The organism is Sporosarcina sp. E16_3 (assembly GCF_017347125.1).
Lineage (GTDB): Bacteria > Bacillota > Bacilli > Bacillales_A > Planococcaceae > Sporosarcina.
The window spans coordinates 83,551-106,521 of the sequence record NZ_JADPRX010000005.1 but is presented as its reverse complement, the minus strand read 5'-3'; the positions used below and the strand labels follow the sequence as shown (position 1 = coordinate 106,521).

At 41.5% G+C, this 22,971-nt stretch carries 11 protein-coding genes; 1 reads left to right on the top strand and 10 read right to left on the bottom strand.

Going from position 1 to position 22,971, the window contains the following annotated elements; translation table 11 throughout:
• Window positions 1-384 precede the first annotated feature (384 nt).
• The 10 genes from I2483_RS05870 to I2483_RS05830 all read right to left on the bottom strand — a co-directional run bounded on the left by I2483_RS05870 (window position 385) and on the right by I2483_RS05830 (window position 22,454).
• Window positions 385-5,139 (bottom strand): endonuclease, encoded by a 4,755-nt coding sequence (locus I2483_RS05870; protein ID WP_207174380.1) that lies wholly within the window; start codon window positions 5,137-5,139, stop codon window positions 385-387.
• 100 nt (window positions 5,140-5,239) lie between these two features.
• Entirely contained in the window at window positions 5,240-8,758 is a 3,519-nt protein-coding gene (locus I2483_RS05865; RefSeq protein WP_207174379.1) for an S-layer homology domain-containing protein, read from the bottom strand.
• Window positions 8,759-10,424: 1,666 nt separating this feature from the next.
• A complete protein-coding gene (locus tag I2483_RS05860) occupies window positions 10,425-14,144 on the bottom strand; it encodes an S-layer homology domain-containing protein (RefSeq protein ID WP_207174377.1) in 3,720 nt (1,239 codons plus the stop codon).
• A 657-nt stretch (window positions 14,145-14,801) separates the two neighbouring features.
• On the bottom strand, window positions 14,802-15,512 hold the full coding sequence (locus I2483_RS05855; RefSeq protein WP_207174375.1) for a WecB/TagA/CpsF family glycosyltransferase: 711 nt from the start codon (window positions 15,510-15,512) through the stop codon (window positions 14,802-14,804).
• Window positions 15,509-16,801: a nucleotide sugar dehydrogenase gene (locus tag I2483_RS05850; protein WP_207174422.1), complete on the bottom strand. Its 1,293-nt coding sequence runs from the start codon at window positions 16,799-16,801 to the stop codon at window positions 15,509-15,511. Before I2483_RS05850 ends, I2483_RS05855 begins: the two co-directional genes overlap by 4 nt.
• A gap of 156 nt (window positions 16,802-16,957) precedes the next feature.
• The gene (locus I2483_RS05845; protein WP_207174373.1) at window positions 16,958-18,139 is read right to left on the bottom strand and encodes a S41 family peptidase; all 1,182 of its coding nucleotides are present in this window, start codon (window positions 18,137-18,139) and stop codon (window positions 16,958-16,960) included.
• Between the two features lie 120 nt (window positions 18,140-18,259).
• Window positions 18,260-19,336: an S-layer homology domain-containing protein gene (locus I2483_RS19635; protein WP_207174371.1), complete on the bottom strand. Its 1,077-nt coding sequence runs from the start codon at window positions 19,334-19,336 to the stop codon at window positions 18,260-18,262.
• Between the two features lie 239 nt (window positions 19,337-19,575).
• On the bottom strand, window positions 19,576-20,772 hold the full coding sequence (locus I2483_RS05835; RefSeq protein WP_207174369.1) for an aminotransferase class I/II-fold pyridoxal phosphate-dependent enzyme: 1,197 nt from the start codon (window positions 20,770-20,772) through the stop codon (window positions 19,576-19,578).
• Window positions 20,773-21,166: 394 nt separating this feature from the next.
• Window positions 21,167-21,256, bottom strand: coding sequence for a putative holin-like toxin (locus I2483_RS19330; protein WP_255550280.1), 90 nt, complete (start codon window positions 21,254-21,256; stop codon window positions 21,167-21,169).
• 319 nt (window positions 21,257-21,575) lie between these two features.
• Entirely contained in the window at window positions 21,576-22,454 is an 879-nt protein-coding gene (locus tag I2483_RS05830; RefSeq protein WP_346267702.1) for a nuclease-related domain-containing protein, read from the bottom strand.
• Window positions 22,455-22,613: 159 nt separating this feature from the next.
• Between I2483_RS05830 and I2483_RS05825 the strand changes: the two genes are divergently transcribed.
• Window positions 22,614-22,850, top strand: coding sequence for a hypothetical protein (locus I2483_RS05825; RefSeq protein ID WP_207174367.1), 237 nt, complete (start codon window positions 22,614-22,616; stop codon window positions 22,848-22,850).
• Window positions 22,851-22,971: the final 121 nt, after the last annotated feature.

The following is a 22,971-nucleotide window of genomic DNA, read 5'->3' as shown; positions in this document are numbered from 1 at the left end:
ATTCCAAAAATATACTTTGAATAATCAAACCCTTTAACTTGTAATATATATTCAAAATTTTAGGTACAAATTACCGAATAAGTTGTCATTGTTGTTTTGGACCACTAAGGCTCTATCCAACTCCAACGTACATAGCAAAGGAATGAGGGTTTGCCTGATTGACTATTATAGTGAATATAATAATTTTTTGGAGCACCTGAGCAAAGTACGGTAACTACAACCCACTAGATTTTAAAAATTCACAGTGAAAAATTCAGCCAAAGTGAATATGGCTGAATCTCCTTTTCCTCATGCGATTCCAGGACATTTTTCAAGTAGTGTTATACGTACCTGAAACTATTGCATGAAAGTTCCAAAATAATGCCGGACACAATTAATCTAGCATCAAGATGCAATTTGCATATCAGCTGAGGCAGCTTGTTTCCATATCAATTCCGCCCACTCAGGATGATCAATAAATGGATTACGGTTTCCTTGCCATTTTTGGATGATGTTATTTCGGTTACGTTCAAAAGCATCGACTGGATCTTGCGCATGCCATTTTAATAAAGTCGAAAGTTTTCCGTGGTAAGGTGCACTTCCGTTATTAAGCTTGTCGTTTAATTCCAAGTCAACTTTGTCACCCTTTTCATAGCGTGTCGCCATGTAAAAGAGAATTCTTGCTACGTCACCTTTTACATTATCGGGTGGCTCAAACGAACTTGCTGTTTTGAAACAGCCTTTACAGCCGTTTACAGGGCTGCCGCCGTTATCAAAATCCAAATTCCCTCTTAAACTATTTACTTGAACATCCGTAGGACGCAAGTGGTGGATATCTGTTCCTGGTCCTTTGCTTGTTCCGAAATTCCCGTGAGATTTCGCCCAGGTATGTTCCCTGTTCCAGTCGCCGACATTACCACCATTGCGAGTTTTAGAGCGTGAATCGCCGGAATAAAATAAAAGTACATTGTTCGGGTTATTTGGATCTTCATCTGTCTCGCGCAAGGCTACCCATACTTGATCGTAAGAAAGCTCTGTATGTCCATCAATAATTTCGTGAAGCGCAGTTTTCAACGCTTGTCCATCTTTACCAAGCGCGTCTTTGTAATAGGCATCTGTTGGCGATTCAGCAGAGGCTGTTACCGTTACGGAAAAACTAGCTGTAACGGACTTGGTTCCGTCTGAAGCCGTCACGCCTACAATATAGTTGCCTTCAGGGAGCGTTAGTTGTAATGAATCCCCTTGAATTGTACCCTTCGTAGACACGAATGTAAGCTTGTCGTTCTCTGGATCTGAGAAGTGGTCAGTCAATAAGATGGAGATTGATTCACCATCTTTAACTGTTTGGTTCGGAATAGCTTTCTTTATAATCGGCGCATTGTTTCCATCAGGCAAAGAAGGAACCGCTATGGGTTCCCCTTTCACATTTGTGAATATAATGTTATCCGGATTTGCACCGTTGATAAATTTAATGTCTTGAATGTTTTCAGCGCCTCTAACTTCTTTTACGTTCGCGCCATCGATAATGACTTCTTTCGCTTTCGTACCTTTGAAATCAATAATCGCCCCAGATTCAACTGGATTGATTGTTACTGCTGTGTTCGCAAATCCTACACCATGGAATTCTGCGTAAGCTCCAGTAAACGTAATGCCTTCCGTAATAACCGACGTATCGTCGAGTGTAACAGAAACGCTTGGTTTACCAATCGTTAGTTTTTTTGTTTTAAGATTTTTGATGTTGTAGATTTTTTCTGCAACGATCGGATCAACGACATCATTACCTGCAAAATCAATTTGAACCATTACAGGTTCATGATCACTTGCGCGGCCTTGAGCTTCTGTATAATTTGCATTGATATGGATCATGTCAATTATTGTTTTATTTTCTAATCTTTTAGAAACAAGAATATGATCTAGTACTTGGTTGTTTCCTTGGAAGAAATAAGAGAACCGATCGTTAGCCGGTGCTTTATCTACCATATTAATCATTTCGTTACCTTTAAGTATGTCTAGTGTTTTTGTAAATTCGAAGTCGTTCATATCCCCAGCAAGAACGATGTTTAAATTAGGATCTTTCGCTAATCCGTCTTTGATGAACGCATTAACAGTAGTAGCTAATTTAAAGCGTTGGACTTCAGAACCTAAAAATGGAGGTTGTGTAGAGCCCCATAAAGATTGGTCGCCGCCTTTGGAATTTAAGTGTACACCGATTACGACTACTTTTTCGCCTTTAAAGTCAAATTGAGCTGCAATTGGCTTACGTGTATTCACAAATTTGGATGGATCTAGAACGCCTGGATTCAATACTAAGTTTCCTTGTGCATCCCACGTATTCCCTTCTGAAGCAGTGCCATGTACACCATCTACTAATGAAACACGTTCCGGATTGTAAAGGTAGCCAACACGAATGTTACCTCCTGGTGCTCCACCGTTATCATTATTCTTAGGCGCAACCTCAGTCCATTTATATGTTTCACCACCTGCTGCAGTAATCGCTGCGATTAAGCGTTCATAGTTTGCAGATCCATCGACGGTTCCCGAATTTGTTTCTCCATCATTATCTTGTACTTCTACTAATGTAATAATATCGGGATTTTTCATATTTGTTACAAATGATTTTGCAATTTTAGAAACCTTTTCATCGGACGTTGTCATTGAAAAATTCTCTACATTATAAGATGCTACTGTTAGTTTATCCGCAGTAGGTTCAATATGAGTTATTTCTACTGTTCTATTACCTTTAACAAGTGTCGGTAATGTTTCAGGTAATACTCTATATCCATCAGCTGTATATGAGATTACTCCAATAACATCCCCGTTAAAATGGTCTCCTGATGTAATATCAAGTGACCCGGTACTTGTTAAGAATATCTTTTCTGGATTGTAGTCATCCGCTGCAATATTAAGCCCACCTAATAGATTGAACTCATTATTTGTTGTACTCTCCACGACGATTGGAGTAGCTCCATTATATGGAGGGCCAACTACTTTCGCATTCGGGAATGAAAGTCGCATAAATTCTACTGATTCCCAGAAATCGATACCATCTTCCGCCGGGTCAAATGAAGTTAAGTTATCATTATCAATTATTTTATTTGGTGGAATAATATCTACACCTACTATAAGTGGTGCTGGAAGTTCTGCTGTTCCATATGTTGTAACTTGAGTTGCGGTAATACGCGTTGTAGATAAGTTTGCGCCACTACCATTTTCCGCCACAGTACCTGTCACTTTTACTTTAGCGCCAACTTTAACACCATTTGCCGATTTATTCACTTGTATTGCTTCTGATGTTGTGTTGTCTTTATCTGCATTTTCCACATCTTGCATCACAAAATTTGTTCCATCAATTAAGTGCGTTACTACTCCAGTCACATCTGTCACTGTTGCGCCAACATATGGTGATACATGACCTTTTCCTTGGATTTCTCGAATGATTACGCCATCCGCTTTTATAATTGTATAAGTAAATTTGTATAACTGACTTTCCTTACCGCCACTTACTGCAATGGCTTTAATTGTTGTTGTTCCGATAGGTAATAAGATTGGAGCATCGTATTTAGTGCTCGCTTGAGTTGGTTCCGACCCGTCAAGTGTGAAGTAAATTTCAGCACCTTCCAAACCTGATTTTAGTTCGATTTTCGTATCTACTGGTACCGTTCCTTCATTTGCAGAGGAGTAAACTGCAGGTTTGTTCACTAAGTCATAGCTTTCAAGTCCTAATGTTTTAAGTTGGAATGTAGTTCCAAAGATCGCTGCGATACCTGTAAGATTTACTTTATCGCCTTCTTTGAAAACTTTGATGAAGTCAGCGTATACCACTCCTGTACGATTATCATTTCGTACAAGTACCTTTTCACCATTTTCTGCTATTGCTTGGAATTCAAAAGTTCCATAACTATCAAATGTTAAGTTACTAATAGTAACATTATTTATAGTTACTAATTCTCCTTGTGTATCCTCATTCACTCCAGATGGTTCTACAACTTGAGCTTCTGGAATGACATTTCCTGATGAAATCACTTCAATAGTAGGGTTTTCTATTTCTACTTCATTTGAATAAGTAATTACTTTACCTGTTACTCTAATTTTATCCCCAGGTTGAACATTCGCTGAGCCAGCGTAAATATACATACCTGCTGTTTCATCTTGCATATAGAATGCTCCACCGCCCCATAATCCAGGATTAGTAGTAACAATCCCTTCGATTTGAACAGTCTTATTAATTTCAGTACGGGCCCCTGCGATTGTTTGAGTATCAGCGACGGTATACGTGAATGTTGATAGTTCACTATTCTCTAATTCTTCCTTCATAGCTATCGCCTTAACTGTAGTTGTCTCATTAATGATAATCGGCGTTGTATATGACATACTTTCGCTAGTTGGAACTGTTCCATCTGTCGTATAGTAGATTGTTGCTCCATCAGTTTTTGTTGATAATGTAATTGCAGTACCTTTTGCAACACTCGATGATGCTAGGGATGCTGTTATAACATCCACCTTTGTTTCTACAGGTGTAGTATCTCCGCTATCCATTGAGTGCGAACCGATATTTGAAAAATTATTAGTTCCTAAATTAGTCCATTGTAGACTCCAGTCAAATGCATCGTTAATAACAGTATCACCAGCTGTTATATTAGATTTTCTAACTAGTGAGACATCTATAAGAGTCCCTTCTGCCGATCCTACTTGACCAATTGAATCAATCACTTCATTACCCTTTTTCAGTACAATTTGATCGTTACCGTTGAAATTAATTACTTTTTTTGCTGTATCTATTAAACCACTCTCAGTAACTGCTGCAAGAATTGCAGCATCTGCATCTGAACGTGATACAACATATGTTTTACCGCTCGCCAATGTCCCAGATAAATTCAAAATATTACTAGTTGTTGTAGTTCCAGCTCCTGGGGCTCCTGTAGAACCACCATTTGAATAATGTTCAAGTGTATATGCACTTAAATCAATTTCATTGCCAGTACCATTATAAAGTTCAATCGCTTTATTAAAACTGGTGCCCTCAATATACTCAGAAATAATCAGATCCGCAGCATTGGTTGCAGCACTTACTGTAGCAGGTATTGCCGGTACTACTAGGCCTGCTACTAGACTTGCCGCTAACATAGTATTTATGGATTTCTTCCAATTCCTTTTACTCATCTAAACAATTCTCCTTTATAAATACAGTTTTTGAGTAAAGCAAATGTGACAATGAAAACGCAAAGCCTTTGCCTACTAGCAGAAGGCTTTGCACAAAAGCTTAAAGAATTGTTTCTCCATCGACTGTAATTCCATCAAAGTCGAAGTTTGTTCCATCAAGCCCTGAAAGATCCAGATTTCCTTCAACGGTAATGTTCGCAAATGACACATCCCCTGTTGGAGTACCAGTAAGAATCAAGTTACCTTTGACGACTGCATTTTTAAGGGAAGCTGCGTCTGTAATGGATACTGTCACGTTACCGTTGTAAACCTTTGGTGCATTAACTGTGCCAGAGAAATCCTCGCTTGCAACATCTCCACCAGGAAGTTCAGTACCCGGTTCTTGACCCGCTACGTCTACAAGACGACCTTCAATTTTAGTTGGAATTTTGTTGATTAGTGATACTAAATGTTCTTTTAAGTTTTCCCAATCTGAAAGCCCAAGATCTGTTGCACGACCTGCAGCATACGCTTTTTTAAGAACATCATACCCGTCTCCACCTTTTGCAGTGAATGCGTTTGTCGCTACTGTGTACGTTTTAGCGTCTTCGATTTCAGTGTACGTACCATCTTCATTTTTATATGCAATTGAAACTACACGTTGTCCAGCAGGTTTCGAAGAATCGTATTTCACTTTCGCACCTGATACATGTAAGAAACCGCCACTTTCTTTCGGATACTCTTTAAAACTAATTTCAAATGTAGCTTTTAATTCGGAACCTGTTAGATCCATTGTTGCTAATGTGTTCCCAAATGGAAGTACAGTGATTACTTCACCTACCGTGATTGGTCCTGCCCCAATTCCAGCCCTAATTCCTCCACCATTTTGGAATGCCATAATTACTTTTTTATCTTTTACATATCCTTGCGCTTTTGCAAGCATGCCGTCAGTAATTAAGTTCCCGAGAATCGTTTCACTAGCCCGTACACTTGTGCCCGGTACATAACCTACATCCGATGTTCTTGGACTTACTAGCGCATTTTCAAGTGTTACTCCAATTTCCTCGTTATTAACAGCAGCGATTTTATCCTTATAAGGTTTTAAGAGCTCCACTGCCTCAGGATCTTCTGCTTTACCAGCAGTCGCAATTAACTTACCTGCATGTCCTATTACGACACCATTTTTATCAAATTCAACATCTAACGTCCCAAGGTAATCCGAGTATTGATACGCTTGTACAATAATTGTTTTATCTTTCGCTTTTCCATTTCCATCTTTGTCTACAACTACAGGAACGTCTAATTGTGTATGACTATGTCCACCTACAATTACGTCAATTCCAGCTACATTTGCAGCTAGTTCTTGGTCATTGTCCATAGCGGCATTATCATCAAAACCAATATGTGTAAGTGCAACGATTTTGTTAACACCCATTGCTTCAAATTCAGCAACCATTTTTTTCGCATCTTCAATATAGTTAGAGAATGTAACTTTTCCAGGACTTGCAATGTCTGCTGTTTCCGCAGTTGTTAGTCCAAAGATACCGACTTTTTCTCCGTTTATTTCTTTAACAATTCCCGTATAGATATTGCTTTTTTTAGGAGTTGTTGAGATTTTCGTATTGAATAATCCATCAAAAATTGGATCTTTCGAGAAATCTACGTTAGATGATACAAATGGGAAGTCTGCTGCTTTAATGAAGTCGACCAACGCTTTGTGACCTTCCGGTGATGAACCAAGATCAAACTCATGGTTACCAAATGTCATAGCGTCGACTTTCATTAAATTCATAAATGCTAAGTCTGCTTGTCCTAGGAATTCATTGAAATACAAAGTACCCGAGAATACATCCCCCGCATTTAGTAACAATGCATCCGGTTTAACTGTCCGTATTTCTTTTACTGCTGTAACAAGCTTTGGTGCTTTATTAGTATTGGCATGTATATCATTTACGTGCATCAAAGAAAGGTTAAACGTTTTTCCACCACCGCTAATTGGTGGTTCGGGATTTGGATTTGGATTTGGATCTGGATCCGGGCTTGTGCTTCCGCCATTAGAAGTACCACCACCATTGAATTCATTATAATTCACAATAATGTCTTTTAGGGTTACCCCTGTTGGAAGTTCAAAGCTACCGACTTTTGTACTAGCTCCTAATGTGATTGTCGTGCCTTTGAGTTTAACAATGACTTTTTCGATTTCGCCAATTGTTAAGAGCTTCAAGTCAATCTTGAATTGGACGATAACATTTTTTATAGTGGCTGTTCCATCAAGCGACAATGCATTAGGCGTGTCCACTGATAGGTCGACCACTGATGCATCCAGGGTAACATTCGTTGCACCTTTTTCGACAGTCACTTTCGGCAATGTAATTCCCTTATCGGCTTTTAAATGGACGTTGGATAAAAGGTTAAGTCCTTGAACTGTTGAATTCCCTTTTACTTCAATGATTATTTTTTTGCTCTTAGACAATTCCACAGATTGGATGACAGAGTTCGTGAATACAACACTTGGTTCTTTCTTTTCTACAGCGGCTGCCCGGAACACTTTTCCGACTCGGCTAAGTGAGGTATTATCCGTAAGACTTACTTTCCCTAAAACCTTGATATCATTGGCTTTGAAACTGTTTTCTACTTCTTTTCCTATCTCCAAATTACCGGTAATCGTTATATTTTTCAATAAAACATAATCGCCATTAATACGTACTGACCCTGCAAATGTAGACCCTTGTCCATCTAGTATGGCATTATTGGTTTCATTGCCATCCGCTATCAGTTCAATTGAAGCAATTTCAATGATTACTCCATCTTTAACTGTATAATCTATGACTGCCCCTAAAAGAGCTGCTGAATTGGAAGCATTCAACACTTTTTTCATGTCAGCTGACAATGCATATGTTCCAGTCGATAGCATAACTGACTCATTTGTTAGACTAACCAATTTTCCTGTACCTTTAACAGTCGAGTCACTTTGATCAACATGAGTGGCCAATTCACTTCGAACGATTAAAGAAGCCATTTGCCCCCTTGTAACGAAAGCATTCGGTTCAAACGTAGTTGGAGTGGTCCCAGTTGTAATTTCATTTGTGATCAAAGCTTGGACATAATTTGCGAACCAGTGTTTCGCTTTCACGTCTGTAAATGGGCTATTTATAAGCTTGGCTTCTTCAAGATTAAATCCTATACTAATCATCTTGGCTATATGCGCGCGTGTCAGTGACCCACCAGGTTTAAATGTATTATCGTTATACCCATTTACTATGCCTGCTTCAACAAGGGCAGCAATTGCCCCATAATGCGGGTCAGTCACTTTCACATCTTTGAATCCCGGGTTTTTCACATTTTTCGTGTCTAATCCAAGTGATTGCGCTAAAACGCTAGCGATTTGTCCCCGAGTTACTGACTGATAAGGTTTAAAAGTGCCATCTGGATACCCTTTTACTATTCCTCTAGAAGCCAAACTTCTGACACTCTCATAGAAATGATGACTCTCAATGTTCTTTACATCAGAAAATGAGGGTATTTTCACCTCATCGGCTTGTGTATATACTGGTGCAGCTACCGCTATCGTTCCCGTTGCTACTGCTACAGCTAATGTCGCCCCGAATACTTTTTTATATGAATTGGCATGTTTCTTCATTTACTGACCTCCTTTAATCGTATGTAATTTAAGAATCGTGTTAATCCTTAAATTAATAGTATCATGTTAAATCCCTTTAAATGTTAAGTGATTATTAATATTCCAGTAGATTATTATTTTATTGTAAGAGATGTTAAGTTACCGTAAATGGCTAAATAGATGTTACTGCTAACCTTAAATTTTGGCAGACCAGGTTGTTCTATATTATCCTTGCTTAGTCTGTAGCTACACCTGCAGCGTTGTTCATACAATCAAAAAAACCTATTCTCCTTCCCTATTAGTTTCATCACTTTTCCCAGTTAAATATACATTTCAGTAACTATCAGTAAAGTAACACACCGCAAACAGTAAACTATCAACACGTATTTCACCATTCCAAGCATACTATCAAATTGGAAATATGTTAATTTAAATATGACGACAATTTATTCGATTTTCTACATAATAATATAATGGAGTAGTCCATTACCCAAGAACCGACATAATATTTTAGTAGATTATGTAAAACGGTGTAGAAAGTTTTCCTAGATTTCTAATGAGCTAATTATGTATCTGTACATGATGAAATAGAAAACAAGTCACACACACACCTCTTGAGCACAAAGGTAATTTATGAATAATTGATTGCGTATGTGCCTTTTGCAAAAAAACGACCAACATGTCACACAATTACATAAAACTCAGTGAGGTCTAGATGATTAGCTATTCCTCTACTCCTCAACTAATATATATGTTATCGGAGCGTATAGACTGAATAGTGCCACGAACGGATACCTGTAATTTAGTCGTACGATTCTTGTACAACAGACACATTTCCTTTACCAACCGCAATGACAAAATATCCACTCATTTATCTGGTAAACGCTTCTCACCTTCCTTCACTACCACCAATTCCAACTGCTACACATCTGATTCTTAGTTCTTCAACTATTTTCCTTATCCATTAGAAATAGCCCTACCTCCGGTGATGGAAGTAGGGTATTCATGTTTATTTTCAGGTTCATAATATATGGATGAAACAGCAGTTAAAACGGAATTGAAGTTGCCTAGACACTAAATTAACTATTTCATTACGAAACATTTCAAGAGAATGCAAAACCATTACAATCTTAACAGTTTTATGATTCCAGTTTACTCAGCTTAAAATAGGAAATAGTAGAAGTATAGAATGGTAGGTAAAAGAAAAGCCCCTAGATGAGGTGTCAAATTGCCTTAGCACTGGTACCGAAACCTTCATGAAGCATTCTAATTGTGTGCGTGCCTGTGCAACAAAAAACAAACAACAATTCACGAAATTACATAAAAACTCATAGAACTTTAGATGGTTAGCTATTTCTCTACTCGCCAACTAATAAATATTAAATTGTAGTGAATTGTCTAAATAGTATCATACACAGTGGTCGACCCGAAATTTAGCCAAATTCCACTACGACAACAGCAAAGAATCAACTTGGAACCGACAGAGAAACGGTCTTTTCACACGGGGAATGCACGAGGGAAGGAATTGTGTGCTGAAATAGTATTGAAAACGGAAAAGTCCCCCTACGCCACGAATGACGTAAAGGGACTTGTCTTATATTCTCAGCTCAGACTTCTCGAAGAGAGTTATCTGAATTGTATTAGAACCTGATATCCAAAACTTGTGACCGTTGCCCTAATATTAAACTTAGTTAAGTTTAAGTGTTGGAGCAGCTGCACCGTCAATGTTAGCATCTGTTAGAGTAATTACTCCAGCAGCATCATTTACTGTTGTAAAGCGTGCATCTGCTAATTTAATAGCTGCAGCCAATTTTTGAGCTGTAACAGTTGGTGTTGTTCCTACAGCAAAGTGATTTCCTGCAACATATGCTTTACCGTTAACAGTCACTACATCACCTGTAACTAGGTTAGAGTTAAGAGTGAATGCATAAACACCAGCAGTTGGACCTACAGTATCAAGACCGTTAGCCAATACAGCGTCAGTTCCTACAACTGTACCATTAAAATTACCAGCAGTAGTAACTAGAACATTCGCGAAATTATAGTTACCGAATGCAGGTAAAGCTTGAATTACCCCTTCAATAGCAGCTTTTGTATTATTCGCCGCTGTAGGAGCCAATTTAATTGTTACAACATTTCCAGCCTGAGCAGCAGATAATATAGTGCCCTGTTCAAACTTGAATGTAAGACCATTATATTTCGCTGCTCCGTTAGCAGTAAGTACTGTGAACGTTACAGGTACAGTATCAACTGTAGTTGTTGCAACAGCATCTGTGCCAGTAACTGCTACTTTGTTTGCAGTTGTAATAGTTAGTGGGCTGATCTTAGCTCCAGGTACATTAGTAATAGCATGTGCAGTAATTGCAGCATTCAGATTACCACTAACATACTCGAATGTATTCGCAGCAGCACTTACTGTAGTAGGAGTTCCTGTAACATTCAATACAACTGTTTTAGAATCTCCAGTCATTGGAACTAGGGAAGCAACTGTTCCACCTGCAACTGTGAAGTCTCCAGCGATTACACTTGCAGCTTTAACAGCCTCACCAAATGTTAGTGTTAATGTTGTTCCATCTGCTGCTAATACTGCAGATGTTATGTTTTGCGATGAACCAGGAGCAGCATTGTTTTGGATAATATCAAATTTATTCTTAGATTTATCGTCCGCAGCTTTAGTGAATGTCACTAAGTCTCCTACAGTAAGTTCAGTGTTAAAGAATTCAGGTGTGCTTTCTACTGAAGATGTTAGGAAATAGTACTGAGCATCCTTGTATGAAAGTGTATATTCTGAACCGCCGAATAATAAAGTAACCAATTTGTCTGTTTTATTAACAGCAACCACTGTACCTGTAAAGTTCGCAGGGATGTATTCTCCGCTGAATGTAGCTTTGAACGTTTCAGCGTAAACAGCTGTATTAAAGTTACGGTCATCTGTTTTGCTAACGCCCGCAACAGTCCAGTTTGAACCTGTTACTGCATGAGCAGTAATAGCTGCCGAAGTAGCACCTACTGCATCAAGACGAAGGTCTGCTTTACCGTTAACGATATCAGCAACAACTACTAATGATCCGCCAACTTCGATTACTTTTGTACCAAGAATATCTTTACCATCTTGGTCAACAAGTTGGTCGATTTCAGTAAGTGTAAGATTTGAAGCACCTGTATTCACGATTTCAAGTGTTACTTTACCAGTGTAGTTTCCAATTGGATTGCCACTCTGATTTAAGATATCGAATGTGAATGTACCGTAATCCGCTTTCGGGAAGTCTTTTGCATCTTTACCAGCTTTATTCACTGCATTCAATTCCGCACCCATAACACGTTGTGCTTGGAAGAATGTTGTTTCTGATACTTTGAATGGCTCGCCATCTTCAAGTACGCCAGCTTGTGTGTTAACAGAAGTGTTTTGGTCGATCCAAATTACTGGTGTACCTAGGTCATTGTTAGCTCCGTAAAGAACGAATGAACCTTCACCTTTAGAATCTAGTTTAATTGTTACTTGTTGATTATTTGAACCTGTGCGAGCAGTAACTGAAGTTGAATTTGGTACATTTGTAAATTTCGCTTCAGAGTTCGTGCTCATGTTGCGGTCAAGTAGCTCATCAAGACCTACGTTGATTACACCGCCAGCATATGGTTTGTTTTCGTTTTTAGGATCAGCAACTTTAACTTTATACACACGACCGTTTTCAATACCTGATGCAGCTTCTTGCTCTCCATCACGAGTAATGTCAAGTGTGTAGTTCAATTGTGCTCCAGCAAATGCTACTTTAGATGCTTCTTGCTTCAATTCTTCTTTGTCGAAGACATTATTTCCATCATTTTTACCAATTGCTGAGTTTTTATCAACGAATACGAACGGAGTAACCGCAACGTTTGTCCCAGATACTGTGAATGTCGCTTTACCTTTAGAATCTGTTTTAATGCTTAAAGCTTCTTTTTGACCGTTTTTCGCTTGGTAAGGAGTTGTCGTAAATCCAGTACGTGAATCAGTAACTGTTGCTTTTGCAACCGCAGAATAATCTACATCAACGTTTTCAACAAATGAAACATTTAGATCTGCATTAGATACTGGACGACCTGTTTGTGGGTCAAGGTACGTAACTGTGTATACTTTTTTCGTTCCGTTTGCAACAGCGCTTCCTGCTTTATCTTCTTCGATTGTTAGGATGTTATCAACGCCCCAGTAAACTGTAGCGAAGTCGCGTTTCGTTGGAGCACCTGTAGGGTAAGCTGCTACGAAATCTTCACCATTTGTATATTGAGTGTATGAGAATGTCGCAATACCTTCTGCATTTGTGTAAACTTCTTCAACTTGTGCTTTGTTTAAAGCAGCATTTGGAGTTACATTAAATGTTACTGGAACACCAGCAGCTTTTACGCCGATATCAGCAGATAGGATTACTTGATTACCCACTTTAGATTGAAGTGAAGTCGTGTTCAATTTAAGTGAAGCTGGAATTACTGCAGAAATACCTTCAAATGAACCCAGTTTCTTAGCATTCAAAGTAACTTCGTATTTCTTTCCGCCTTCTTGTGTAGCAGTTGTTAAAATAACAGTTTTAGCATCTGTTTGTTTAACTACTGCGTTAGAAACTTCTAGACCTTCAACAGCAAATTTAAGAGAGTTGATGTCGATGATAGCATCTTTGAAAGTTACTTCAACAGTAGTAGTGTTAACAGCTTTGATAGATGCTACAGCTGCGTTAGCAACGCCAGTCACTTTAGAGAAGTCAGTTTCAACTGATTTGTGAAGGAATGTTGCAAAGTGTCCACGAGTTGTGTTGCCTTTTGGATTGAAGTTAGCAACCGCCGGGTTCGTGATGTCGAAGAAATCAAGAACGTTGATTGCACCTTGTGCTTCAGCTTTTGCAGAAGACAGGTCTTTAACGTCAGCTTTGAAATCTTTAGCGTCTTGAGCTTTTACATAAGTAACTAGGTCGATGCCTTTTACGCTATCGAATGCGCGTACAAGAACAACTGCCATGTTTTCACGTGAGATGTTGTCAGCAGCCAATAGACGGCCGTTGCTTCCGTTGAATACGCCGTTGTCTTTAACAACTGCAGCATACTCAAGAAGTTCTTTGTTAGATGTAGATTTTAGGTCAGTGAAACGTGGGTTTGAAACCGCGTCAGTTGGAATCGTTGCGCCTTCAGCTACAAGCCATTTACCCAACAATTTAACAACGTCAGAACGTGTTAGTGTTTTGTTTGGTTGGAATGTACCGTCTGGGTATCCAGAGATAACGCCTGCATCAGAAAGAGCGTTGATAGCTGTTTCGTGCGTGTTACCTTTCGTATCCTTGAAATCTGCCGCGAATGCTACTGGTGCTACTGCGGATGCTACTAGTGCTGCTGATGCAGCCCCTACTAAAAATTTGCTGTACTTAGATGGTTGGTTAGCCATTGAATAATTTCCTCCTCTTAGATAGAAAATAAATTTGTGTCAACTACTTCCACGGCAAAATGAAAGATAGAAGTCATTACAGATTAAAGTATAGATAGTTACGACTAGGATGTCAATTACAAGTTAGTAATATAGTAAATCCCGTAGGAAATCTTAATAGATTTCTGAGCCGCTTCTACCATTCTATCTCATATTAGATATATATCAAGTATTTTACTGTTATTGACTGAAAGTTACAGAACCATTTCAATTGTTAGTGTCTAGTTACCACTGTTTATGTATTCGGAAATATTTTCTCGGAATCCAGTCTTTTCCCTTACCTATGCGCGTTTAAGTGAGACTTATATGGTTTTCTTGGTCTACATAAACGTCAAATTTATTCTTTCTGCATCGAGACCATGGTAGAAAATGGTTTCCTTCCCTGACAGAAAGGATTGAACTTTGGGTGTAAGTAACTGGCATCCGAAGAGGCGTTTGGCGCCTTCCGCTTTTCAAGACAAAAAAGACTCGAACAGATGGGAACTGTTCGAGTCTTTTTGTGTGGTCAACCAACCAAATTTTGATCTGCATGGCGTTTGTTATATATTTTATAGAGGAAATTATCCTTACACTTAAGTATTCTAGCATCACCATAACTAGATTACAAGAGTGTCAACCTCATTTTTGCTTGAAAACTTCAAATAAGAATTTTGGTAGATTCATTTGCCTTTTTAGGCGACTTGGTTCTTTTAATAGACGGTATAGCCACTCAGCGCCCATTCGTTGATATGCGGCGGGTGCTCGTTTGACGTTGCCTGCAAGCACGTCGAATGAACCACCCACGCCTTGATACAAGGTTGGGTATAGGTTGTCTCTATTTTGTTCGATCCATTGCTCTTGTTTAGGAGAGCCCATCGCAACGAATAGGATATCGGGTTTGGCTTTGTTAATAGAGTCTATTATTTTACTAGAATCAGATTCATAGCCGTCTTGTGTTCCGGCGACGATAAGATCTGGGTAGGTTTGTTGTAGCTGTTGCGCCGCCTTATCAGCAACACCTGGTTTCGCACCGTATAGGAAAATGGCACGTCCAGTACGTGCTGCTTCCCTAACGATGCGGTCCATCATGTCGATTCCGGTAATGCGTGACGAGATACTTCCCTTTTTTAATTTGGACGCAATAATGACGCCAATGCCGTCCGGGATTTGGAACTCCGCTCTATTAAGGAGCGCTTTCAGTCCCGGGTCTTCTTTTGCTTTCATTAGCTTTTCGGGATTGATGGCAACAACGAGTGATTTCTTTTTGTCTTCAATGTTTTGGAAGACTTTCGGTATTAACTCGTCGTAGTTTTCGGTGTTGACCTTTACGCCTAAAATGGTCTCTTTCATATAGAAGAAAGTCCTTTGTTTTTGCCGTCGCCAAGCTTAAAGAAACGGAATCCAGCTTGTTCCCACTTGTCCCGGTTAAGTGCGTTTTTCGTATCGAGTACGAGTGGCTTTGTATCGCCAGTGTTCAATGTCTCTGGATTGAGGTTTTTAAATTCTGTATGATCCGTCGTTAGGATAATTAAGTCAATATCTTGAACAGCTTCTCCTAGTGATGCTCGTTGCGTCGGATGTTGCAATTCTTTAATATGTGGATCGAATGATGTGACTGTGATATTCAAGTTTTGAAGTTCCTTAATAACTTCCGTTGAAGGGCTTTCTCTCAAGTCATCGACGTCTGCTTTGAATGCAAGACCGAGTACAGCAACTTTACCATTTTTAATACCATGCTGCTCGAGAAGCATTTGTGCTTTTTGCGCTGTGAATTTCGGCATGCCGTTATTCGTTAGACGTGACTTCTTAATGATGTCCGAGTTTTCCGGGCTTAATTCCACCAAGAACCATGGATCTACTGCGATACAGTGTCCGCCAACACCTGGGCCTGGCGTATGGATGTTGACGCGCGGGTGGAAGTTGGCAAAGCGAATGGCTTCCCATACGTCGACGTCGATTGTTTCTGCGATTTTTGCGAGTTCATTGGCAAAAGCGATGTTAACGTCGCGATAGGTGTTTTCCATTACTTTGACGAGTTCAGCCGTTGTTGCGTCAGTCAGGTGGATTTCCCCTTGGACGAACGTTTGGTAGAGTTCTTTTGTCATTTCAGCGGATTCTGGTGTGATACCGCCTACGATGCGATCATTGTTAATAAGCTCCTCGAAAATCTTGCCTGGAATGACGCGCTCAGGTGAGTGTGAGACGAATAGGTCTACGCCTAGTTCTAGGTTTGACTTGCGTAGTTCAGGCAACATAACGTTTTCGACTGTTTTTGGTGGGACAGTTGATTCCAAAATAACGAGTGCCCCTTTTTTCAGGTAAGGGACGATAGATGCTGTTGCTTTACGGATGTATTCCAAGTTTGCTGTGTTGTCAGGGTTGATTGGCGATGGGACGGCCACGATGTAGACGTCTGCTTCGACGGGTTGTGTTGAAACGGTGAAGTACCCTTTGTCGATTGCTTCTTCAAGACGCTCTTGCAATCCGTTCTCTTCTATATGAAGTTGTTTGTTGGCGATCATAGTAACTGCTTTTTCGTTGACGTCCATGCCGTGTACGCGGACGCCGCTATTAGCAAACATGACTGCTGTTGGAAGGCCGATGTAGCCTAGTCCGATGACGCATATATTTTTATTTATGTTTTTATTCATGATAATTGTCCTCTCCTCTGGGTGCTGCTTGTGCTGTGTAAACATTTGTTGATTATAGCACAATTGGGTACTTGTCTTCCACTCTGCATGCGAGCAGGTCTGTCCATGTCATTCATAGGAACTATTTAATAGAAGAATCTCGAATCATTTTGCGATTTGAACGGTGACCGGGACGTATGAACCCTGTTTAACTGTTCGACCTGTTGTGTTTTGTAAACCTGGATGGATGACTAGTGCGTATGATCCGCCGGGTTGTAAGTTTTTATTCGGGATGATTTCAATTGTGTTGGTAGTGATTTGTTTGTATGTGACTGGGATAGCCACGCCGCCAATTTTAACGAGTTCTATTGTATTGGACGCCTGTACGTCTTTAAAGTTCATAGGCTGGGTAAATTGGACGCTAAATGTTTTGGTTAGTGGGACGTTTTTCAATTCGGTCATTTTCTTGTAGTGCTGGTTGCTAAGCCTCGCGTTTAGGAGTCGCAGATGTATATCGATCAGTTCTTTGTCCGATTCGGTTTTGATGGTGGGTGTGATGCCTTTTTTATGGACTGGTGCTTTTTTAGGTCCGGTGAATTCACCGATTGTCATTTTAAGCGCTCCGCCATCATCGAATTCGAAGAAGGATTGGACAGTCCCCTTCCCTTTTGTCGTCTCACCTACAATTGTGGCAGCTTGCTGATCTTTAAGGGATGCCGCGACGATTTCAGATGCAGATGCAGAATAGCGGTTGACGAGTACGTATGATTGTTTCGGAAATTTAGTTTTAGTTGGAATCGGTTTGATCATTTTATTGCCTTCGCGTGTTTTGAAGTAGTAGGCATCTGTCACTCCTTGGTAAAAGCCTAGAAGTTGCTCGGCGCTGTCGACGTAGCCACCGCCGTTATAGCGAAGGTCAATAATGAGTTCGGTTGCACCAGCCTTTTTTAGTTTTGTCCAATGTTGTTCGACTTGATGGCCCAAGTCCGCAGAAAAGGTGGCGATTTTTATGTAACCGATGTTGCCGTAGAGTATGGATGATGTAATCGGATGCAGTGGTTCGGTTGACGTTTTGGTTTTTGCACTGATTACTTTTGGTCGTTGGTTGTCCTCTGCAACGGCTGATAGATAGCTATGGTATTCCTCAGCGGACATATAGCGTGAGTATTCGTCGAGTGCGTTGACGACTTCTTCTACAGTTTTCATTGTTTGGAGATTTTTTGGCATGTCGCCATAGTAGTAGGTATCGACGAAGAACTTGACGTCGTCGAGCTTCCCCGCTTGGGCGATTGGCGTGAATAGGAACAGGGCTATGATGGTGATGAGTGCTGTTTGGATTTTTTTCAATGAAGTGTCCCCCTTTCGTGATTATAGTAGTTTCTTTATATTATAGACTATACCCGCTTTTGGAGTTGGCAAGACGTTCAGGTTGGAAATAGGTTGCCATTTCAGCAATGAATAGTCTTTTTATTTCTGTGAAAATAGGTTAACCCAATACGGTTTTCCTTCAGCGTCGGTGGCGTAGCCGGAGCCGATGTGTGTGAACGTATTGTTTTCGATATTGGCGCGGTGCGTTGGCGACAGCATCCATTCTTTGACGACGGATTCGGGTGCGATGTAGCCCCTTGCGATATTTTCACCATATGCGGTCCATTTGTAGTTGAATTTTTTCAGCATTTCGTCGACAGTGCCATATGTCGGTGACTTATGGTCGAAGTAGTTATTTTTGGCCATGTCTTCTGCTTTGGCTTTGGCGATTTTAGATAGATTCGTGTCTTGAATGAGTTCTTTCGCGCCGAGCTGTTTCCGTTGTTTATTGACAAAGTCGATTGTTTTTAGGGCGTTGTCTTGGTCGTCAACGACTGGCGGTAATGGATCCGGCTTAGACTTGTCCATATACATGTTGCGGGCTTTGTCATAATAGATGACGCCCTTTTCGCGTTCGAGATCGAAGTTGGTTGCACGGTCAATGAATGCCGCCATATGCGCGCGGGTGACGATGTCGTTTGGCTTGTACATGCCGCCTGGTGACGTTGTAGTGATGCCAAGTTCGGCGAGTGTTGTGATGTAGCCGTAGTTTTGGTTGAGCTTGATGACGTCCTGAAATGTAATGAGGTCATTGTCGTCAACGATTATGTTATAGCCGAGTGCAAGTATTTTAGCCATTTGTGCACGGGTGAGTGGCTCGTTCGGGTGGAATTTGTCCCCGTCGGTAAAGATGCCGCATTCGGTGAGTGCGCGGATGTGATTGTATGCGCCGTGAGACGGACTGATGTCCTGGAAACTCGGTTTGAATGCGGCTGTCGGCTTGGCGTTGATGGCCAGCGCGACGACTTTTGCGGCTTGGGCACGGGTGACGGGTTCGTTAAGGCGATAGGTTCCGTCCGGGTAGCCGTTGATGAGGCCGCGGGTGGAAATATTGTCTATGGCTTTGTGCGCCCAGTGTGCTGGCGGGACGTCAGTAAACGATGCGGCTTGGGCGGTGGGTTGGGATGAGATTAGTAGAGTTGCTGTGAGTAGTAGCGAAGGGATGTATTTTTTCATGGGTGGTGCCTCCTTTTTCTATGATTATACTATGGTTGGTGGAGGTGTTGGGAGGTTTGGGTGGAATGTTGTTTGGTTTGGCAATTTTTAAAGCCCCTTGCTGGTGGCAAGGGGCTTGTTTTTGAAGGCGGTGCCAGTATCAGGTACGGTACGTTTTTTGTGCCTGCATGCCCATGGTGAGTGCTTTATTGTGGCACATGTAAGCCGGTGTGTGGTGTTAGTATCTGGCACCGGGCGGGTTACAGTAACGGCGGATCTGGGACGATGTGGCGTTCGTTGTTGCGCCAGTTAGTTACCCAGTTTTCGAGACGGTCCATGGCGATTTCGAGTTGATCGAGTGCGTATGCATAGGAAATTCGGATGTGGCCTTCGCCGAAGATGGTAAAGGCGGTGCCTGGTACGACTGCGATTCGGGCTTCATTGAGCAAGGTGCTGGCGAATTGTTCGGACGTTAGGTTGAACTCTTTAATAGAAGGAAAGATGTAAAATGCACCATTCGGTTTGACGGTTGGAAGGCCCATGTTGGTGAGCCGGGTGTAGATGTAGTCGCGGCGTAGGATATAGTCCGGGTTCATTGCCGCAGGCGTATGTTGGCATTCGGTTAGTGCGCAGATGGCTGCGTGTTGGGACGGGACACCTGCGCAAATGGTGTTGTAGGCGTGCACTTTGACGGCTTGTTGCATCCACTTTTCGGCGGCGAGTAGGAAACCGATGCGCCAGCCAGTCATGGAATGGGATTTTGATAGGCCGTGGATGAGGAACAGTTTGTCTTTTAGTTCAGGGTACTCCGCGAATGAGCGGTGTTCCCCTTCGAAGGTGTTTTCGCTGTAGATTTCGTCTGAGACGATGAAGATGTCGTGTTTTGCGAGTGTTGCGGCGAGTTCGTCCATTGTTTGGCGTGGGATAGTGACGCCGGTTGGATTGGATGGATAGTTAAAGACGACTGCTTTTGTTTTGGAAGTGATGAGTTGTTCGAGTTGGATTGGATCAGGGATGAAGTTGTTGTTTGTTGTGTCCAGATAGATGGGTGTTGCGCCGGCGAGTGTGATGAGCGGTTCGTAGCCTGTGTAGGTGGGTGCGGGTACGATGACCTCGTCGCCCTCTTCGAGAATCGTGCGGAATACGGTGTCCATTGCTTCGCTGGCGCCGGTTGTTATGATGATTTCGGTTTGTGGGTTGTAGGTAAAGCTGTATTTATCGGTGAAGAAGGTGGATACGGCTTGCCGGAGTTCGAGGAGTCCGGCGTTGTGTGAATAGGTGGTTTTATTGTCGTCGATCGCTTTGTGGGCGGCTTGTTTGATGCGTTCTGGCGTTGGAAAGTCGGGTTGGCCAATGGTTAGGTTGATGGCGTCTGGGTAGTTTATGAGCTGGTTTGAGATTTTACGGATGCCGGATGGTTGGATTTGTTGGACGCGCGGGTTGATGGTGAGTGACATGGTGGTTCCCCCTTTTTGATTGGTGGGTAGTAGTATATGCGGGTTGTGGGGGAATGATTTTTTGGGTCTTGTTATTGAAGGGTTGTTGTTTAGCTCGGCGGGGATGTTGTGAAGTTTTTTTGATTCGTTGTGAACTCTTGGGGTTGATTGCCCAAGACTTTTTCAACTGTCTTTTGGCTCGCTAACTTCCCTTTCTTCCGCTTGCGAAGTTATTTGTCGGTTCTGATTCTTGAAGTCTTCTGCGGCATACTGTATATTGAAAGTAGATTTAGTAAAGAATAAAAAGGACCGCTTGACGTGTCGAGCGTCAAACGGCCTGCAATAGCTCGGTTCCCTGCAAGGGGATCGGCCCATCTGGAGTAGTAACCCATCTGAGCTCTAACTCAAGGATGGGTTATTTTTTATTTTTATGGTCAAATGAGAGTATCAACACGATTAATGTTGCAAAAGCTACTGCGAACATTAGCGATTCGAATACTGTCATTGGCGCCACCCCCTTTCATGCGGGAGTGGGCCGACCACCCTTGAGTTTCCTATTCTATTGTTCTCTTATTGTACCATACGTATGTTCTTGGATTGCTATTGTATTTTATCTTTTATTGGACTTCCCTTTCTGTATTAGGAGGATGTTTCTTAGTTTTTCGGAAGCGTTGTTTAGTTTGGTGCGGGCGTTGTTTACTTTCATAGAGATGTTGTTTAGTTTGGCGGGGGCCGTTGTTCCCCCCCTCGTTACATTGTGAAGTTTTGGGTTTGATTTGCATATAAAAGTAGCCGTCCGGTGGAGAGGACGGCTTTTTGTTTTGTTATTTATGCAGTGGTAGTTTGTAGTCCCAGGTGTAGATTGTTCTTGGGGGTGTGCCTTTTCGGCTTAGTCGCAGCTGGCTAAAGATGATGCTGGCGGCGGATTTTGAGTTTAATGCAAGAAATTGACGAAGCTGTTTGTTCGTGAGTGTTGGGCCGATGAGCAGGTACCAGTCGGCGACGGCTTGTTCGAGTGCGCCTTTGTTGGGTTTTCCGCAAGGGTCGCAAATCCATGTGCGCCCTTGGGTCCTTGGCATGATGGCGTTACAGTTTAGGCAAAGGACACCTTTTTTTAATTCGAATGGTGAAATGTTGTGTTTTTCGCTAGCGGGAATTCGTTTCCACTTGACTTGGTTGATATAAAGTTGGTTGGCAATGGTCGTTATTTGGCGCGGCGTGAGTTCATCTGGATTGTCCGGAAGTCCACGGATGTATCTGGGTAGCTGTTTGGCGAATTTGAGCGGTGTGGATCCGGGCATTTTGGGAATTTCGGTCCGCTGATTTGCCATTACTAGGATCGGTTCTACGGGTAGATCGATTTGTTTTTGGTTGAGCCATTTTTCTACGGCGTACGTAGCACGATCAAGCTGATGGATGATGCAGTCGAATTTTTCGATTTCGCCGTCTGCTGACAATTTGGTAGTTTTTCCGGATGCTTCGTCGAACAGGACGGTGCCTGCGTAATTTTTGATTTCTAATAGGATCGCTCGTTTTGGGGTCAGGATAAGAGTGTCTAGCTGGACGCGGAAATTGGGGTTGATTTCCACGGTTATGTTTTTCATGATGGCGGAGCCTTTGGGGAAGTCGATTTCACTTAGGATACGGTCGACTTTAAGTTCGCCGGAATAGCCGGCTCGCGCCTGGTAGAGTTTGTTGCTGATTGTTTTGTGTTGCTGATGGTTGTCGGGTAGCCGGGCCAGCAGTCTTTCCAGGGGAACGAGGTCGTCCGGCGGTTGGCGTTTTGTGTAGATGGGTCTCCACTCCTTTTCGGAAGTCTGATTATTCTTTGTTCATTGGTAGGATAGCAGGTTTTCAGTGGGATGACAAGGAGTTTAGAGAAAGGATTCTTAGTGTTGTTTAGTTTTTGTGATACGTTGCTTAGTTTGATTGATATGTTGCTTAGTTTGATTGATGTGTTGCTTAGTTTTACGGATACGTTACTTAGTTTGATTGATACGTTGCTTAGTTTGATTGATGTGTTGCTTAGTTTGATTGATACGTTGCTTAGTTTGATTGATGTGTTGCTTAGTTTTACGGATACGTTGTGGACTTCATGATTTTATCTTAGATTGCCCTTCTCCAATTAGCTTTTGACTTTCACTTTTAGAGTTGAAGGGCATAAAGGAAGCCATCCGGTGGTCCGGATGGCGGATTGGGTGGTGGTTGAATGTAAACAGC

Coding starts and splice junctions, on each gene's coding strand:
- I2483_RS05870 (WP_207174380.1), bottom strand. CDS start 5,139: ATGAGTAAAAGGAATTGGAAGAAATCCATAAATACTATGTTAGCGGCA.
- I2483_RS05865 (WP_207174379.1), bottom strand. CDS start 8,758: ATGAAGAAACATGCCAATTCATATAAAAAAGTATTCGGGGCGACATTA.
- I2483_RS05860 (WP_207174377.1), bottom strand. CDS start 14,144: ATGGCTAACCAACCATCTAAGTACAGCAAATTTTTAGTAGGGGCTGCA.
- I2483_RS05855 (WP_207174375.1), bottom strand. CDS start 15,512: ATGAAAGAGACCATTTTAGGCGTAAAGGTCAACACCGAAAACTACGAC.
- I2483_RS19635 (WP_207174371.1), bottom strand. CDS start 19,336: ATGAAAAAATACATCCCTTCGCTACTACTCACAGCAACTCTACTAATC.
- I2483_RS05835 (WP_207174369.1), bottom strand. CDS start 20,772: ATGTCACTCACCATCAACCCGCGCGTCCAACAAATCCAACCATCCGGC.
- I2483_RS19330 (WP_255550280.1), bottom strand. CDS start 21,256: ATGACAGTATTCGAATCGCTAATGTTCGCAGTAGCTTTTGCAACATTA.
- I2483_RS05825 (WP_207174367.1), top strand. CDS start 22,614: ATGACAAGGAGTTTAGAGAAAGGATTCTTAGTGTTGTTTAGTTTTTGT.